This window comes from Paenibacillus sp. (assembly GCF_048976745.1).
Classification (GTDB): Bacteria; Bacillota; Bacilli; order Paenibacillales; family Paenibacillaceae; genus Paenibacillus.
This window is the reverse complement of record NZ_JBHGUU010000004.1, coordinates 313,124-332,873: the sequence shown is the minus strand read 5'-3', so window position 1 is coordinate 332,873 and position 19,750 is coordinate 313,124. Positions and strand designations below refer to the sequence as shown.

At 45.7% G+C, this 19,750-nt stretch carries 3 protein-coding genes; all 3 read right to left on the bottom strand.

Going from position 1 to position 19,750, the window contains the following annotated elements; genetic code table 11:
• Window positions 1-10: 10 nt before the first annotated feature.
• From ACE3K2_RS02370 to ACE3K2_RS02360, 3 genes are read right to left on the bottom strand one after another with little or no spacing between them, the layout of a single operon-like run.
• Window positions 11-13,525, bottom strand: a complete 13,515-nt coding sequence (locus ACE3K2_RS02370) for an amino acid adenylation domain-containing protein (RefSeq protein ID WP_421886252.1) — start codon at window positions 13,523-13,525, stop codon at window positions 11-13.
• On the bottom strand, window positions 13,518-15,986 hold the full coding sequence (locus tag ACE3K2_RS02365; RefSeq protein WP_421886250.1) for an amino acid adenylation domain-containing protein: 2,469 nt from the start codon (window positions 15,984-15,986) through the stop codon (window positions 13,518-13,520). Before ACE3K2_RS02365 ends, ACE3K2_RS02370 begins: the two co-directional genes overlap by 8 nt.
• The gene (locus tag ACE3K2_RS02360) at window positions 15,976-19,746 is read right to left on the bottom strand and encodes a condensation domain-containing protein (protein ID WP_421886247.1); all 3,771 of its coding nucleotides are present in this window, start codon (window positions 19,744-19,746) and stop codon (window positions 15,976-15,978) included. The genes ACE3K2_RS02365 and ACE3K2_RS02360 overlap by 11 nt, the downstream gene beginning before the upstream one ends.
• Between the last annotated feature and the right edge of the window lie 4 nt (window positions 19,747-19,750).

Below are 19,750 nucleotides of genomic sequence, written 5' to 3'. Positions count from 1 at the left end.
TCCGGAAAACTCACAGCTTGCCAATGATATCCGAGATATCATCAAGTTCATCCAACGTGAGGTCTGCATCGCTAAAGTCGCTGGGTGTATATTCCTCAGCTTCACGAGTCAGGCAGTGCACTATCAATTTCTCCAGATTCAAGCCATAGCTGGCTACTTGTTCCATAGCCTCTTTCTCATCCAACCTTGAAGGATCATAACGAAGGATTAGTTGAAATTTCCCTTCATCAACAACACAGTTCCACTCTTCGAAATGGGACATTCGGTTAAGTGGACTAATCAATTCGCCCATAGGCATGGATGACATGATAAATGACTCGCCTTGTGTGTCTCCTCCAAATTGACCCAGGTAATTAAAGACAATGTCGGGATCACACGGTGGCTCCTCCAAATTCAACTCGGAAGTCAGATATTTCAGGATTGAATACCCGGTTCCCTTGTCAGGAATGCCACGAAGCATTTCTTTTGTAAGACGCAGCGCTTCACCAAGTTCTTCATGAGTTGTACGGAGAAGCACAGGATAGATCGTGGTAAACCAGCCTATGGTCCTTGTGGTATTCACATGGTCCAGTATGCCTTCTCTCCCGTGTCCTTCAAGATCGATAACAATGTCTTTTGCATACGTCATGGAGAGGGCCGTCAACAGAATATCCATAACTTCGGTGTGATACGCACGATGAACTTCAGTCAATAGCTGGCTCGTTCTGTAAGGTTCCAGTTCCAAGGTCACTGTTTTGCTTTGCTTGAGCAAACCAGGTTTATCGTGATGATCGCGAAGCTGTAGTGCTTTCTGATATAGCTTGTGCCAGTAGGCTTGCTGGAGCTTCATCTCTTCCGCTGTGGCTAAGTTCTGGAGTTCACGACTCCAGAAGGCATAGGAATCTGTCTTCTCAGGCAACCTCACTGTCTTGTCACCCAGGAGAATAGCCTGATACAAGCAGTGGAAATCTTCCAGCAGAATTCGCCATGACACACCATCAATAATAAGGTGATGCATTGCAATAAGCAGATGGTCACCTTCAGGTGTTCTGAACACACCAAGCTGAATTAAGTCATGTCCCAGGTTCACCCTGGATTGAATCGCTGTCGCAAGACGTTCAAGGTGGGCATGATCAGAGTCAGCTTCCACTTCATGTATTTCCACAGGGAAATCCTTATCCTTGTCTATTGGGGAAACACGCTGTACCACACCATCCGGCTGGATATCGAATTGGATACGTAGCGCATCGTGATGCTCACAAAGTCTATGGAACACCTCATTTACCGTGTCCGTATCCCACCCATCTCGGTTGTATAACATCATGGATTGATTCCAATGATTCATGTTGCTGTACCCCTGTGCAAAGAACCATTGTTGAATTGGAGTGAGAGGGATGTCTCCTTCAATGATGTCTCGTTGCTCTTTCCTCGTTTCCAAAGGTTCCAAAAACTCGGCACACTCCGCGATTGTCGGATACAGCATCAAATGCTTGACCTGAAGTCTGAGCTGATGACGAGTGAGTCTTGAAGCAATCTGTATGGATTTGATGGAATCTCCTCCGAGGACAAAGTAGTTGTCGTCGATTCCCACACGTTCCACACCCAGTACTTCTGACCAGACTTGGGCCAATATTTGTTCTTCTTGAGATACAGGTGAACGATAATCCCCTTTTATGCTGTTCAGATCCGGTGCCGGGAGGGCTCCTCGATCCAACTTTCCGTTACGCGTTACCGGGAGCTTGGCAATCGGTACAAAATACGACGGCACCATATATTCGGGCAAACTCTGCTGAACATACTTTCTGAGCTCTTTTTCTTGGAATCCTTCCGTTGAAACGATATAAGCACACAGATAATGTCCTGTACTGTCCTGACGAGGAACAACGACCGCTTCCTGTACGTCAGAATGCTGCATCAGCCTTGACTCAATCTCTCCCGGTTCAATTCGGTGCCCGCGAATTTTGACCTGATGATCGATCCGTGTAAGAAATTCTATACAGCCATCAGGCATCCAGCGGACTCTGTCCCCTGTCCGGTACATTCGTTGACCGGGACAGAATGGATCTTCCATGAACCTGTTCAACGTCAGATCCAGATCCCCAACATATTTCTCTGCTACACCATCACCGGAAATGTACAGTTCACCGGCTACACCGACAGGTAAAAGATGGCCTTGCGTATTGAGTACATAGGCTTTCGTATTATGAATGGGTCTTCCAATAGGAACCGAACCGTGACCTGCCAGATTACGCCCAACATTATATGTCGTTGCAAAAACGGTTGTTTCGGTCGGACCATACCCATTCGCGATCCGGTCATCTCCCAGATATTGATGAGCTTGCATGACATGAGATTTGGAAAGTGCCTCTCCTCCGACGAATAATCGATGCACATGTTGCAGACAGGTTACATCATGATCGACCAGCGCATTAAACAGTACACTAGTGACAAAGGCAGATGTGATCCGCTGCCCCTTGATAATGGAGGAAAGCTTGTTGATATCCAGCATGTCCTCTCTGCTGATCAGTACAAGCGTTGCCCCGTTCAATAATGAACCGAAGATCTCATAAGTTGATCCGTCAAAGGCATAATTGGAGAGCTGTAACATCCGATCCTGTTCACGGATATCGATAAATCCATTATTCATCGCAGTCTTTATGACATTTCGGTGTGTAGTGACCACACCTTTCGGTAATCCGGTCGATCCCGAAGTATACATAATGTACGCTGGCATGGTCGCTTCATCCGATAATGTCGTTGGATTACCATCATATTGAACAGATAATGTGTTTTTCTCCAATAGAGTTCGACTGGACTCTTCCAGTGGAACCACGAACCCTTTGAACCCAGGGAGAGGTCTATCCGATGGAGCAACGAGCATTCTTGCATTACAGTGTTCCAGCATGTAGATCATTCTCTCTTGCGGATAGGATGGATCCAGCGGAACATATATGCCTCCTGCTCGCAAGATTCCCAAGATCGACACAATCATGTCAATCGAACGGTCTGCCAACAAGCCGACAGCATCTCCACGGCGTAAGCCGCTCTGCTCAAGATAGCTGGCAAGCTGACAAGCCTTCTGGTGAAGCTCCTGGTAGGTTAACGTCTCCCCATAAAAGTGCAACGCCGTATGATGGGGACGAAGCGACGCTTGGGTTTCGAACAGCTGGCTAATCGTACGATCACGCGGATACTCTGCGTAAGTGTCGTTGAACTGTCCCAGGATCTCCTGCTCTTCCGAAGGAGTAATCAGCCTGATCTCGTCCAGTAATATGTCCGGAGAGGTGGACATTTGTCTTAACACATGCTCATAATGAAGCGCCATATTTTCCATCTGGGAATGTTCGTAAAGGTCTGTCGCATATTCTATGGTCAGTTTAAGAGATTCCTGATTCTCGTGAACTACCCAAGTCATATCGAATTTAGAAGTGTTACTCGTCCACTCCAGAGGTTCAATATGCAACTCTTGCAGTTCTACCGTCCGGGGCTTGGCATCCTGTAGAACAAACATGGTGTCAAATAACGGATTGCGCTCTGGATCTCTTGTAATCTGCAGCTTCTCAATAAGTTCATTCAATGGGTACTCCCCATGTTCATAAGCCAGCAACGTGTCCCTGCGCACATGACCGATCCACTCGTGAATCCGGAGATCACCACACAATTCTTGTCTCAGCGCCAAAGTGTTAACGAACATGCCTGCAACGGAAGAGATATCCGTATGAGTCCTTCCCGCAAACGGAATGCCCACAACAATATCTTTTTCCCCCGTGTACTTGGACAGAAGAATGTTATACGCTGCCAACATGACCATGAAGAGTGTTGCATCTGTCTGTTGTGCCAACTGTTTCACTGCGCCACTCAGCTGAGGACCCAGTTCAATCGTATGGGAAGAACCTGTGAATTGTCGCCGACTTGGGCGACGACCCTCTGTGAGGATGTCCAACACGGTGATGTCTTTCTCGTACCGCTTAAGCCAGTAATCTTCACTCATCAGGTAGGCCGACTTGCTCTTCTGTTCACTCATCCACACTGTGTAATCCTTATATTGAACTGTCATCTCATCAAGAGGATGTCCCTGATAGAGCTGAATAAAATCCTGATAAAGAATTCCGGTCGTCACTCCGTCCGAAACAATGTGATGCATGTCCAAGACCAACACATATTCTATGTCTGAAAGCACACATAATCCTGCTCTCATAAGGGGTGCACATCCCAGATCGAAGGGCCGGACAAATGGGCCAATATACCGAGCCAGCTGTTCATTCCTCTCAAGACCAGCAAGCGTTTCAGGTTCGGCTCTAAGTTCCAATTCCCAATGCATGTCCTTCAAGTCATGAATGTGCTGTCGCAGCTCACCATCAACCATTCTGAAGGAGGTTCTTAGTGATTCATGCCGATGAATAAGTCCTTTCAGCGCAAGCTCAAGCCGGATCACATCAGGTTTCCCGTTCATCCTCAGTACCATGGGCATATTGTAACTTGTCCCGGTATCCTCGAACTGTTCCACCAGATATAATCTCTTCTGTGCCGACGACACGGGATAATCGTCTTGTTCTTTGACACGCGGAATTCGAGTATGATTCTGCTTGTCCCCTTGGTCAATCAAGGAGGCCATCTGTTGCAGCGTTGGAGCATTAAATAAATCCGGCATGCTTAATTGGATGGCCCATTTCTCCTGAAGCTTCGCTAAGAGAACCATTGCTTTTAGTGAGTGCCCGCCCATTTCGAAGAAATGATCATGCAAGCCCGCTTGGGTGAGATCCAGAACTTCAGTCCATAATTGTGCCAGTTCCTTCTCCGTAGGTGTTGAGGGAGCCACATAATTTGAAGACAGTCTAGCAAGGTCAGGTTTAGGCAGAACTTTTCGGTCCAGCTTCCCGTTTCGTGTAAGCGGTAAGGATGATAACTCGATGAATATGGATGGAATCATATACTCAGGAAGTGTTTCTTTTAAGATTCTTCTCCAGTTCTCAGCTTGATGTTTGTTCTTCGTTTCATTCAAGGCAAATACACTTGCAGGGTCAATTACAACATACGCTACCAACATGGAATGTCCTTGGTCATCACGATATGCGGTAACTACAGTTTCGTTGACCTCTTTTAGAGCAAGGATGCGCTCCTCGATCTCTGCCAGCTCAATCCGATTTCCACGGATTTTCACTTGCTGATCCAATCTACCCAAGTACTCAATGGTGCCATCCTTTAACCATCTTACGAGGTCTCCTGTACGATAGACCCTATCTTCCCCTTCCATGTGCCAGGCCAGAAATCTCTCTTCCGTGAGCTCCGGTTGTCCCAGATATCCGGCAGCCAGACCCTCGCCTCCGATGTACAACTCTCCAGGAACACCCACAGGTTGGGGCTTGCCCCATGTATTCAATACATAAAGTCTTGTATTATGAATGGCTCGGCCAATGGGAACACGCCCGGTTTCCCTTACTCTCTCATCAATGGAATACGTTGCTGCAAATACGGTTGTCTCCGTCGGGCCATAACCATTTACAATCCGATGTTCTCCCAGCACATCCAACGCTTTAATTACATGATTCACCGAGGCAGCTTCTCCGCCAATAAACAGTTTCCTCATACCACGCAGGCTGTCTACGTCATAATCAACTACCGTATTGAACAGGGAGGTTGTCATGAAAAGACTCGTGATCCTCTCTTGTCTCAATGTGCGTGTAAGATACGACACATCATGAACATGTTGAACAGGCATAAGCACGAGTGTTGCGCCATTTAGAAGTGCTCCAAAAATTTCATATGTGGCGCCATCAAATGCATAATTGGACAATTGTAACATTCGATCCTCTCGCCCAATTTCAACGAATCCGTTATTGATACACGTTTTCACTACATTGCGGTGACTCGTTATCACACCTTTGGGCATCCCGGTAGATCCTGAGGTATACATGACATAGACAGGCTGCTCTGCTGAATAGGAGATTGGTGTCTGTATTGAACTCCCCTCTGCATAAACTTCCGGTTCGAGCAGGGGGATGATTGTTCCCGTGTAGGAATCAAGGGTCTGATACTGCTCCATGATGAGCCACTGTGCTCCACTGTCCCGTAAAATGTATGTTAGCCGGTCTTCAGGAAATTTGGGATCGAGAGGGACATACGTTCCTCCTGCTTTTAATATCGCCAGGATGGCAATGATCATCTCCGGTTTACGATGTGTTAACAGTCCGACGTAGTCACCAGGCTTAATTCCACGTCGCTTGAGTAATGTCGTCATCCGGTTTACGCGTTCGTTCAGTTGTCCATAAGTCACACGCTCTGTACCGTACAGGAGTGCCTCGTGTTCTGGTTGTTCTGATACCATGGATTCAAATGCATCCGTTACAGTCCAGTCTCTTGGATATTCAGCATCCGTTTTATTAAGCTCTCTAAAATACTTTTGTTCTAGCGGGGTAAGCAGCTCCAGATCCCGCAGTTTCGTATCCATGCTATTCAATAGTTGTTCCAGCAAATAAACATAATGACGAGTCATTTGTTCGATGGTAACCCGATCCCATAAATCTGAACTGTATTCAACCTCAGCCACGAGTTCATCCCCATCTTCATGCCATACCCAGGACATATCGAATTTGGCCTGCTGTCCATGCCAGTTCAATTTGCGAACAGATATATCTTGAAGTGTTTTGGCGGGAAGCGTCATATCCTGCAGTACAAAAAGTGTGTCAAATAAGGGGTTTCGGTTCGGCTGAAAAGAAAAATGTAGTTTGTCTAATAGATCACTGAGAGAATACATACCACGTTCATGAACTGCCAGCATATATTTTTTGACATGCTGAATATATTCACCAACCGTCAGATCAGCAGCTGGATTAAGCTTCAAAGGCAGCGTGTTTACAAACATCCCGACAGTGGGCTCCACATCTACATGTTCTCGTCCGGCAATCGGTGCCCCTATGGTGATGTCCTCATCACCCGTATATTTAGATAACATCAGGCCATACACCGATAAAAGAAGGATGAATGGAGTAGCCCCGTAACCGGCAGCTGCTCTTTTCAATTCCTGTACCTTCTTACTTGGCAAACCAAATGTATAGGATGCCCCCCGATACGATCTGATGGCAGGACGTGCACGATCCATTGGAAGTTCTGCGGAACTCTCAAATTCCGAGTACTGATCCAACCAGAATTGCTGTGCTTCCTCATAGGTACGGCTCGTCTGCTGTTTCTGCTTCCACATTACATAATCCTTGTATTGAACACGTATCGGATCAAGTGCCCGTACCTGATAAAGATCAAACAGTTCATCATATATCCGATGAGTAGATACTCCGTCAGACACAATGTGATGTGTATCCAGGGCCAGTACATACCGTTCCCTATCGAATTCAATTACACTTGCCCTGATCAGCGGTGCTACGGCCAAATCAAACGGCTTAACAAAAGTGGACATCACGCCAGACATTGGATCTGTTTCAGTTCCATCAGATTCCTGGATCGAGGATTCCAAGGAATCCATAGTCCACCTTTCAAGCTTCCAATCCACTTCATCTATCGAATGAATGCGTTGAATTAATTCGCTATGTTCCATATTGAATGATGTCCGCAGGGCTTCATGACGTGCGATAACCCGTCTAAAACATGCTTCCAGACGAGCCGTGTCTAATGCTCCTGAGATTTCAAATAACATCGGCATGTTATAACTTGTTCCACTGTTTTCATATTGCTGGGCATAATAGATCTGTTTCTGAACCGATGTAACAGGATATGACTGCATCACCGGAGCCGGCTCAATGGCTCTATACTGATTCCGAGCGGCCTTCTGAATCCATCCAGCCATGTCCCCAAGAATTGGCGCCTGGAATACATCCAGCAAGGTAAGTCTGACTTCAAGTTCCTGGTGAATCTTGCCTACTAGTAACATGGCTTTAAGAGAGTGTCCGCCCAATTCAAAGAAATGATCCTGTATTCCTATCTTCTTAATGCCTAGAACGCTTTCCCATATCTCAATCAAGCTCTGTTGGACCGGATTCTCTGCCGGAACATATTGCTGTCCTCGTACAATTGTCGGCTTCGGAAGTTTCTTCCGATCAATCTTTCCATTCGGAGTAAGAGGTATCTCATTCAAAATGGAAAAGACGGTTGGGACCATATATTCCGGCATTTGTTGCTTGAGTTCCTGCTTCCACATCGTTACCAGTTCTTGAAAGGACTGCTTGGCTTCTCCATCCTGAAGTAATGTGTACGCACACAGATAGGAATGACCCTGATCGTCACGATCCGCCATCACTATCGCTTCATGGATACCTGACAGTTTACGCAGGCGTCCCTCTACTTCCCCTAGTTCGATCCGATTGCCACGAATCTTCACTTGTTGGTCAATTCGATCAATGAATTCCAGATTTCCATCCGGCAGCCATTTAACCAAATCTCCAGTCCGATATAGACGTTCTCCCGGAATAAATGGGCTAGCTATAAATTTGTCACGGGTGAGCTCCGGTTGTCCCAAATATCCCTGGGCAAGTCCTTGTCCACCTATATGCAACTCGCCAGGAATACCAACAGGCAATCGCTTGCCTTCATGGTTCAGCACATACACTTTTGTGTTATTCGTTGGCTGACCAATTGGAATGTATTCACCAGATACGATGGAGTAAAATGTGGCAAATACCGTCGTTTCTGTCGGGCCATATACATGTACAAGTCTATGCTTGCCAAGCAGATCAACAGCCTTTTTGACATGTGTCCTGGATACTTTCTCACCGCCAAAGAGAATTTTCCTAGTCCCGTTCAAGCATGCTGGATCCAGATCTACCAGTGTGTTAAATAGTGCCGTTGTCATGAAAGCGATCGTGATATGTTGTTTGCGAATGGCCGTGGCGAGTGTACTCCCATCCAGCACCTCTTCGCGTTTCAAAAGAACTAGTTCAGCACCGTGTAACAGGGCGCCATAGATGTCGAAAGTCGATCCGTCAAAAGCATAATTAGATATCTGTAGGAGGCGGTCCTCAGGGCTGATATCCACGTAACCATTATGAATTACCGTTTTGATCACATTGCGGTGTGTCGTAATTACCCCTTTGGGGGTGCCGGTGGAACCAGAGGTGTACATGACATATAAGGGATCTTCCGGTCCAGGAGACTCGGCATATGCGCTGTTATTTTCATTATTTCGGATATGAACCGGATTCTGGTTGGATTCGTGTGCCCAGATATTTTCATTAAAAATCAGAGCTTCACCTTCATAGTTGGGGATCTGATCAGGATGGTCTGCAATCAACCACCTTGCCTCGCTATCCATCAACATGAATGTCTTCCTGTCTGCTGGAAAGCTCGGATCAATAGGGACGTACGCCGCTCCGCTCTTGACAATGGCGAGCATTGCAACAATGACCTCAATGGAGCGCTCCATAATTAACCCGACACGTTGCCCAGGCTGAACGCCATGTGAAATAAGGTATCGTGCAAGACGATTCACGCGATCATTTAACTCCCGATACGTAACACGGTACCCGTCCATCACGACGGCCGGATTCGCGCTGCCGAGCTCAACCTGCTGCTCAAACAGCTCAGCCACGGAAACATTCTGGGGATAATCTGCATCGCTGTTATTCCATTCATATATTTGTGCAATATCAGATTCGGTTACAAGCTCCAGTTCACCGATTTTCAGTTCCGGGAAAGCCACGATCTGCTGCAACAAATGTACATAATGTTGTAACATCCCTTTTACGGTATGTGACTCCCACAGATCCGTTCGATATTCAACCGATAACGTCATATCATCTTCGGAATATGTGCAGACCCATGTCATGTCAAATTTTGATGCATGATGATCCCACTCTGCATACTCGACCTCAAGTCCCGGTATATGCATCTGTGCTGTTACCGAATCCTGTAACATAAACATCGTGTCGAACAATGGATGTCGACTTGAATCAAACGGCAGTGACAAGCGATCTATCAGGTCTTCCAGTGGATATCGGCCGTATTGATAGGCTGCCAGCGTAATTTCTCTTATCTTCTCCAGATATACGCTTACCGACAGTTCTGCCTTGGGTTCACTTCGAAGTGCCAGCGTATTGGCAAACATGCCTACCATTTGTTCATGCTGGATGGTATCTCTGCATGTGAAAGGAGTGCCCACTGTAACATCTTCTGCAGCTGAATATTTGGACAACAGAATCTGATAGGATGCCATCATAAGCATAAATAAGGTCTGTTGATTGCTCATTGCCGCATCTTTTAATTGTCTCACGAGAGTAGGCTCTAACGTTAAGTTCACACGACTTCCCTCAAAACGGCGGATCGGCGAACGCAGATGATCTGTTGGTATTTCAAGAACAGGGACTTCGATTTTGTACAAGGACAACCAGTACTCCTGACTTTTGTTATATGCCTCTTGTTGAAGATATCTCTCCTGTTCCCAGACAGCATAATCCTTGTACTGCACACTCAGGTCCAAAAGATACTGCCCCTGATATAACCGAACCCAGTCGGATATCAGAATCTCTATCGATCGTGCATCCGAAATAATATGGTGTAGGTCAAACATTAGCACATGACACTCCTCGTTCATCCGAAGTAAACCTCTTCGGAACAAAGGAGCTTCTCCCAGATCAAATGGCTGGATGAATTGTTCAGCAAACGACTGGATAGCCGATTCCTCCGTCTCTGCTAATGAAGCTTCTTCGAGGCGCAACGGTTCAAGAGATATTTGATCAGGTCCGTGAATACGCTGCCGCAGTTCACCATGGTGTAACTCGAATGAAGTTCTCAATGCCTCATGTCTCTGAATCAGCATCTGCATTGATCTCTCCAAGGCATTCACATCCAGCTTGCCATTTAACCGAAGCAGGAAAGGCATATTATAACTTACACCTGCATTTTCCATTTGCTGAACAATGTACATCCGTTGTTGGATAGTAGATGCCGGGTACGTGTCCCTGTAGGGTACGGGCACAAGTTCTTCTCCAGGTTGGTCTGTCGAGCGTGCTGCCATGATCCACATGGCCATCTCCCGAATCGTAGGCATGATGAATACATCCTGTAGTGAAACCTTTACGCCAGTTTCCTTCTGCACTCTGGACACAAGCATCATAGCTTTAAGTGAATGTCCTCCAATTTCGAAGAAATGCTCCTCTACTCCGACGCTCTGTATATCCAGTACCTCTTCCCAAATACGAGCTAATTTCTCTTCAAACACATTAGCCGGAGCAACGAAATGGTTGGTCTGTCTTCTCGTGGGCTTGGGAAGCGCCTTCCGATCGAGCTTACCGTTCAGTGTCATGGGAAAGGCTTCAAGTGTAACGAACGTATTGGGAACCATATATTCAGGCAGGGTCTGCCTCAGCTCTTTTTTCCAGTCCAACACAGGAGTTTTGTTATCACTCGGGACGATATACGCGCATAAATAGGTATGTCCCTGCTCATCCTTCTCTGTCATGACCACAGCATCCTGAATCGATTCAATCCTGGATAGCCTGCTCTCAATCTCGCCAAGTTCAATCCGGTTTCCACGAATCTTCACTTGCTGATCCAATCTTCCCATGTACTCGAGGTTTCCATCCGGCAGCCAGCGAACAAGGTCGCCTGTTCTGTACATTCTTTCTCCAGCAGAACCGATTACAAAGCGTTCTTCGGTTAACTCAGCCTGATGCAGGTAACCTTGGGCAAGTCCATCTCCGGAAATATACAACTCGCCAGGTACTCCAACAGGTTGAAGTTGTCCTTTTCGATTCATTACATGAGCCTGGGTATTGTGAACAGGTCTTCCGATGGGAACTGTGTTATAATCCAGCAAACGTTGATTGACCAGATAAGTCGCTGCAAAAACGGTCGTTTCCGTCGGACCATATCCGTTAGCAATCCGGTCATTCCCCAAAGCCTGCAGAGCCTTCTCCACATGTTTTTTGGATCCAGCCTCTCCGCCAAAGAAAAGCCTTCTCACATGTTTCAAACATTGAACATCCCACTCAACAACGGCATTGAACAGTACAACCGTCATAAAAGCCGATGTGATTCGTTCACGCTCCAGCGTATCAGCAAGCTCCGACACGTTGAGGACGGTTTCCTTGGGAATCAGCACCAGCGTAGCTCCGTTAAGTAAAGCACCGAATATTTCATATGTTGAACCATCAAATGCATAGTTGGAGAGTTGCAACATCCGGTCCGTTTCATGAATATCCATAAAACCGTTATTGATTACGGTCTTCACAATGTTACGGTGTGTCGTTTGTACACCCTTCGGTTTACCTGTAGACCCCGATGTATACATGATATAGGCCACATCTTCAGCGGATCTGTGGCATTTCGTGAATATGTCCACAGCTTGCTGCTCGCAGTCGCTCTGCAACTGTTCTTGCTTGATCAGGTTGATCTGCTTGCCTTCATAGTCGCTGATGAGCAGATCCTTCTCAGCAACAAGTACAGCCACATCACTATCTGCAAGTATGGTACGAATTCGCTCCGTCGGGAACTCCGGATCCAGCGGAATATAGGTACATCCTGCTTTCAAAATGGCGAAAATGGCCGTTATCATTTCTATGGACCGCCTTGAAATCAGTCCAATATTCTGTCCAGGTTCAACACCAGATTCGAACAAGTGAATTGCAAACTGATCCACTCGCATACCGAATTCTCGGTATGACAACTGCTTCTCCCCCATGACAATTGCGGTTCGCTCAGATTGCTGTATGACTTGCTGCTCGAGCAGTTCTACAACGGTTGCCTCATAAGGATATTCGGCTGTTGTGTCATTGTAAGTTTCGAGTAACGTTTGTTCTTCCTCCGTGATAATATCGGCTGTATCGATCTTCTGTTCAGGTTTGGCAATCAAGCAACCAAGAACCTTCAGATATACGTCAAGCAGCCGATCTGTGAATGCTGTTGGATAAGATGACACCATCTTGACGGACAACTCACCGAGAGTTACTGAAATACTAAAATCAAGGAGAGTGTTTGTTTTCTCATAGCTGTAAGACTTAAATTCAAACATTCCTCTTTCCACAGACTCATACACATGAAAATCAACATAGTTAAAAGCGATATCAAATAGTGGATTTTCTCGGCTACTTTGCTCCCCAATTGCATTTAGAATCTGAACAAGGGATAACCGGCCATACTTTTTGAGTGCTGTTTGTTTATGATATACATTTTGAGTAATGTCCCCCCACTTCACCAGAGAGTCAAATTGCATGCGCATAGGAACGGTATTTAGGAAACAGCCCAATATGCGTGCTCCATCCTCATGGACAGGACGTCCATTCTCGACAAGCCCGATCAGGATATCATCCTCATAGGACAACATATATAATGAAGTGACGAATGCAGACAGACACAAGGATTTAACCGTAACACGCTGATTACGTGCCGCTTCTTTTAACTGACTGTACAGTTCCGATGGAAGGAGAGTCACTGTTGAGTTGGATACTGAATTGCCATGATGAATCTCGGACTGTTCCGGGAATGAATATTTTCGATAATCCGCCAGTTCTTCACGCCAATACTCCATAATGGACGAATTTCTAGATTGGGCCATCTGATCTATAACATAATCTTTGTAGCTCGTTTTTAACGGATCAGGCACTGACTTCCCCTCCTTTGAGAGCACCGTACAAATTCAGTAATTCCGACATAAAGACGGCAACGCTCCATCCATCCAGAATGGCATGATGAAAAATCCACCCCACATATGACTCCTCCTGGGAGGTGAAAATCACCAGACGCCAGAGCGGAGCTTGCTGGATATCAAATGGCCGCTTCCGGTCAAGCTCCATATAATTCCGAATTTCCTGTTCTATCGATTCGCTATCCAGACTGTCCAGTAGAACCTCCTTAATATCAAAATGTATACGTTCACAACTAAATTGGACAGGTACGGGAAAGTCGGAAATATTGAAACCAGTACGCAGAATGGGATGCCTGATTATGAGTTCATTCATGACTGTTTGAAGATTCAGCGCCTGAATTCGATGCTTATGAATCTGATATACAAACTGATCGTGATATACACCCAGACCTTCATTTTTCATGTAATGGAACACCATTCCCTGCTGAATATCGCTCATGGGATACACATCTTCCACATTGGGGGGTAACAAGGCTCGTAATGTCGGGTTAGCCAGCCACTCTGTACGCATCTGTAATAACTCCATCTCAATCTCGTTTCGAACGTTATCGGGTGCATGAAGGGAAGCACGATGTCTAGCCAGTTCACGAATCGTTGGATAATCGTACATATCAGCAATCTGGATATGAAGTCCAAGTTCTCTGTTCATTCGGCTGATCAGTTCAATTACACGAATGGAGTCTCCGCCAAGCTCAAAGTAATCACACTCTACCCCCATATTGCGGTTATCCAACATCTCCTGCCAAATGTTCAGCATCTGCCATTCCAGTTCATGGCTTGGCATAATCAAATCGGTAACATCCATTGGACTCACACTGTCGCTAGGAGCAGGAAGTGCTCTGATATCGACTTTGTTGCTCAGGTTCATTGGCAGGCGCTTCATTTGAATATAATGAGCAGGCAGCATAAACTGCGGCAGATGTTGAGACAGCCTTGTTCGTAAATCTTTGCTCTGCTGAAGTCGTTCGGAGACATAATATGCACAGAGAACGCTCTCTCCTGTGTCCCCTTCCCTCACCGTGACAACTGCTTGCTGTATTCCATCTATCTCCAAAAGTCTGGTTTCGATCTCACCAAGCTCGATTCGGAAACCTCTGATCTTCACTTGGTGATCGATCCTTCCCAAATATTCCAGTTCACCGTTCATCTGCCAGCGGGCGAGATCTCCAGTTCGATATAACCGCTGCGAAGGTGCAAACGGATGGGGAACAAACCGTTCGGCGGTCAGTTCTTCTCGGTTCAGGTATCCTCTAGCCAAGCCTTCACCGCCAACATAAATCTCCCCTTCCACACCGATCGGAACCAATTCCCGCTGTTCATCGAGAATATAAATTTGAAGCGTAGGGATGGGTTTCCCAATGTTGCTTGTTTTGCCTTGAATATCATCCCATTCCATTTCCTTATATGTCACATGTACCGTTGTTTCCGTAATTCCATACATATTAATGAGTTGAGCTTGAGGATATTTCTTCTTCCATTCCAGTAGTTGTATAGGTTGAAGAGCTTCTCCACCGAAGATTACTTTTCGAACAGCCAACGGTGTATCCAAGTCTGACTGTACTTCCAGTTTAGCAATTCGGTAAAAGGCAGTCGGCGTTTGGTTCAGAATGGTGACCTGTTCCTTGTGTAGTAATGATAAGAATTGTGCTGGCTCCCTTGTCACATTCAGAGGTACTACAATCAATCTGGCACCATACAATAACGCCCCATACATCTCCCATACCGAAAAATCAAAACAGAATGAATGGAACAGTGTCCACACATCTTCTTTGGTGAAGTCAAACAAGTTTCGGTCATTAAAAAGCAACCTAACCACATTGGAATGTTCAATCATGACCCCTTTAGGTTTACCCGTTGATCCTGATGTGTAGATGATGTATGCCAAATCCGATGGTCGATTCACTTGTTCCAGATTTGTTACGTAGTTGCCCTCTTTCCCATCGTCATCCAGCAGGTCTGGAACAATTGGCTTAATCGACATTTCTTCAGGCAGATACTCCTGCTCTTCCGTAATACAGAATTGCGCTTTGCTATCTTCAAGCATGTATTGAATACGTTCCTTCGGGTACTCGGGATCAATCGGCATGTAAGCTCCACCAGCCTTAAGTACGGCAAGAATGCTGATCACCATTCCGGGTGAACGTGAAAACAAAATGCCTACAACCTGATTTGGTTTCACGCCTTGCTGTCGAAGATATAACGCCAAGCGGTTGGCCTTATTATTTAATGATGCATACGTCATCTCCGTATGTTCATAGCGCAAGGCAACCCGTTCACTAGATCGTTTCGCCTGTTCCTCAAACAAACTGATCAGTGTTGCTTCTCTCGGGTATGTGGTCTTCGTATCATTGAATTGCTCCAGAAGTATACGCCTCTCGGTATCAGGCAATCTATTCAGACTCGACAGCTTAATGCTCAACAACCCCTTCCAGCATGGTGATGTAGAATTGAAGAAGCCTTTCGATGGTTTCCATTCTGTACAAATCCGTGTTGTATTCCATACGCAGCCTAAGAATATCGGACTGTTCATATACATGTAGAATCAAGTCATACTTGGATGTACTTCCTGCTTCAATCATCAACTGTACTGATACGTCCTGAAGCTGATATTGGTGAGTAAATTCATTTTGCAGTGTGAACATGACTTGAAACCCCGGTGTTGATCCCGGTGCTGTATGATACGAAAGGTCAGGTAGCAGCATTTCTATAGGTACTTCCTGATGTTGATAAGCATCCAGGGACATTCCTTTAACTTGTTCCAGCAGATCATCAAACGTCATATCATCACTAAACTCGACGGGTAAAATAACGGTATTCGCTACAAATCCAATGAGATTCTCCACCTCAGCACAGGTCCTGTTGGACATTACGGTACCAATGGGAATATAGGACTGTCTGCTAAAACGATGGATTAGGTAGCCATACACGGCGAATAAGAGCATAAAGAGTGTAACCCCTGACCGATTTGCCTTCACTAATGTTCTGGAGGTCAATTGGGAATCTACGATACGTTCGATCGTATTTCCTTTGTACGTTCTGGCCTCAGGATATGGAAAATCACATGGTACCTGTATGATGGGTAATGTTCGGTTTAGCTTATTGATCCAGTACTCTTTTAGTTCCCACAGAGGAGAATCACTGTCCTGCTCCATGGAGGATTGCCACAGCACGTAATCCGAGTAGGCGACAGAAAGCGGAGACAACATTCGATGCGAATCTCCCAACTCCGAGTTATATAATTGCATCAATTCGTTGGTGAAAATCTCCACTGACCAGCCATCAGATATAATGTGATGCATGGACACAACCAGAATATGCTTGTCCGGGCTGCAATCAATCAGACACATACGAAGACATGCATCGTTCACAAGGTCAAACCGCAAGTTTGCTTCCCGATCAATCTCCATCCTGATTCCAACATGCCTCTCATTTTCCTGAAGCTGAGTAAGATCTATCCGTCTAATTTCTATTTCAGATCCTAGCTCTTTAACATATTGATAAGGTTCCCCATCTTGAATACCATAGCGAACACGCAAGGCCTCATGCCGCATAATCAGTTCTTGTACAGCATTCTGAAGTCTGTATATATGAAAAACACCAGTAAAGTGAATTGAAAAAGTATTGGTATAAAAGGCGCTCTCTGGAGCAATCATGTGCAGAACCCATTGACTTTTTTGTTTCAATGTAAGCGGAAGTTTCGCTGTTCGTTGCTGCTGTACCGGGATAGGAATATGACTCTTCAACGGTTCCGCTTTCTGCAATTCCTGAAGAATTGCATTGATGGTTGCTTGTCTGAAAAAACGCTGTACCGGAATACGCACCTTATACTCGGAAGCAATCATCGCGAGCAGACGAGTCATGCGAAGGGAGTCCCCGCCAAGAAGGAAAAAATCATCATGCTTGCTCACTTGGGTCAATCCCAATACCGATAGAAATGCCTTTTCTAGAAATGAATAGTGCTTAGAAGAAGCCAATGCTCCTTCTCTTATATGAGGTTTTCTGTATACTTCAATTCGGTCAAAAAGTACATTATGGTCCTTCACATATTCACGTATTTTGGTGTACACCAAAGCCTCGTGGCAATGATCCTGCTCTGATGTGTAGTGAATAATGCACAGCTTGCCCTGCTGGATCTGTGCTCCCGCGGAATCATCTTCTTCTGTTTGTACCCAACCAGCCTGTTCAACAGAGGTTGCTGCAACCTCTTCTTCCATCATCATCTGAGCCTGCTGACGTTCATGCAGCATATATTCTATTCGGTTGAGCGTTTCATCAAATTGGCCATCGAGTAGTAGATCTACAAGTTGTAACCGCTGGATTTTACCTGTAGGTGTACGAGGGAATTCCCTTTTGCTTACTGGAACAATAAACCTCGGATTCACGCCAAATTGTCTCGATATGATTCCTCTCATCTCCTGAATGACAAACAGATTTAATCCTTCATCGTCATTCCAAGGTGTATAAAATAACAACAGCTGATCATTGCCAGACTCTCCACCAGATATTCCTGCTGCAGCCACGTAGTCAACATCAACACCGTATACTTGCTTCATCACGGCTTCAATCTCATAGTTGTATAGATTTTTGCCGTTCATGATCAGTACATCTTTTTCTCTGCCTGTTAATGTCAACATTCCACCTTTAACAAAACCGAGATCCCCTGATTCGAACCATCCATCGTTCGTAATCACGTTGTTAGTTGCTTCTTGGTTCTTGAAGTATTCCGTTATAATTGAATCTCCTTTGAGTTGAACTCTCCCCACATGAGCTTCGGGAAGCGGAACATTGCGGTCATTTACTATACGCAGACTTATTCCGGGAATTACCTCTCCGATCTCAACAAAGGCTATTGTTTCGTCAGTATTGGGGGAGTCTGCAAAGATCAATTCGCTATCCAACGTCCCCTTAACAATATGCTGAATTCCACCTGTCTCGGAAGGATCAAACGTTCTGCTGAAGCAGAGACTGCCCGAAAACTCAGTCATGCCATATGCAGGAACAACGCTATCCGTTCTTAGCCCAAACGGAACTAATTGATGAAGGAATTCTTTGCCTGTCTGAGCCGAGATCGGCTGACCTACATTCAATATGATTCGAATAGATGACAAGTCCCATGGCCTGGCATGGACGGCTTCATGCCGATTCATCTGTGCATAGGCAAAATTAGGAGCCCAGGTGAATGTGACTTGATGTTCCTCTATATCTTCCAGCCACGAAGTGGGGGAATTCAAAAAACGCTCAACAGAACTTAGCACTTGCTCACTGCCCAACACAACTCCGAGGATATGATTGGTTAACAATCCACCAGCATGATAGAGCGGCATCCAATTCAAGGTAACCTCTTCAGAGGTCAGGCCCAGATGTTGTTTGATACCTAAAATATTTGCAAGGATCTGGTGATTATGATATCGGACACACTTCGGAGTACCTGTTGTCCCTGATGTAAAAAGGGTTAGGACAGGGGCATGGGGCTCACTAATGTGCCTTTCCTGGGAACAGTTATGCCGCAACAGCTCATTTACCGAAATTACCGTTTCTTCACGTTTGCCCGCCCCTTCGAAAGTACCCGCGGAATCTCCTACAATGAGTGGATAATTCAATAACTTCCACACTTGTTTCAGCTTGTGATGTTCCACGTGATCGGATGGCAAATGAAGAGCTGGCTTCAGTGGTGCTGGGTTCATACCGCCAAGTATACAAGCCCAGAGTGCAGTTACTAAGTGATCTATGCGTTCAATTTGCAAAATGACAGATTCCCCTGGCCGGACACCTTGTTGAATCAGTCCTTGAAGGATGCGTTCAGCATCCTGAGACAATTCCATATAATCTGATATTCGGACTTCCCCATTTTCTTTCTTATAATATAATTTCTTCTTTGGATGATTCCTGACGGTCAGATCAAAAGCCTCAGGAAGTGTCTTAGGATATCCTGAACAATCAAGTGGTTTGCCTATCAGAATTGCTGGCTCCCCTGCCGAAAGAGTTGGTTGTGAATCCCACAACTTCGGTCTCTGACCATATTGGAAATGTTCCTGCTTCTTCAATACGCTGGAAGCAGTCGGTTGTTTCCAATGTTCATCCCAAGCCACGGAAGAGGTCATTGCCCGCATGGATATTGAAAGATGTTGGACCGGGAGCTCATGTCTTATATAACGTTGGAGGCTAGTATGAAATGACATTCGA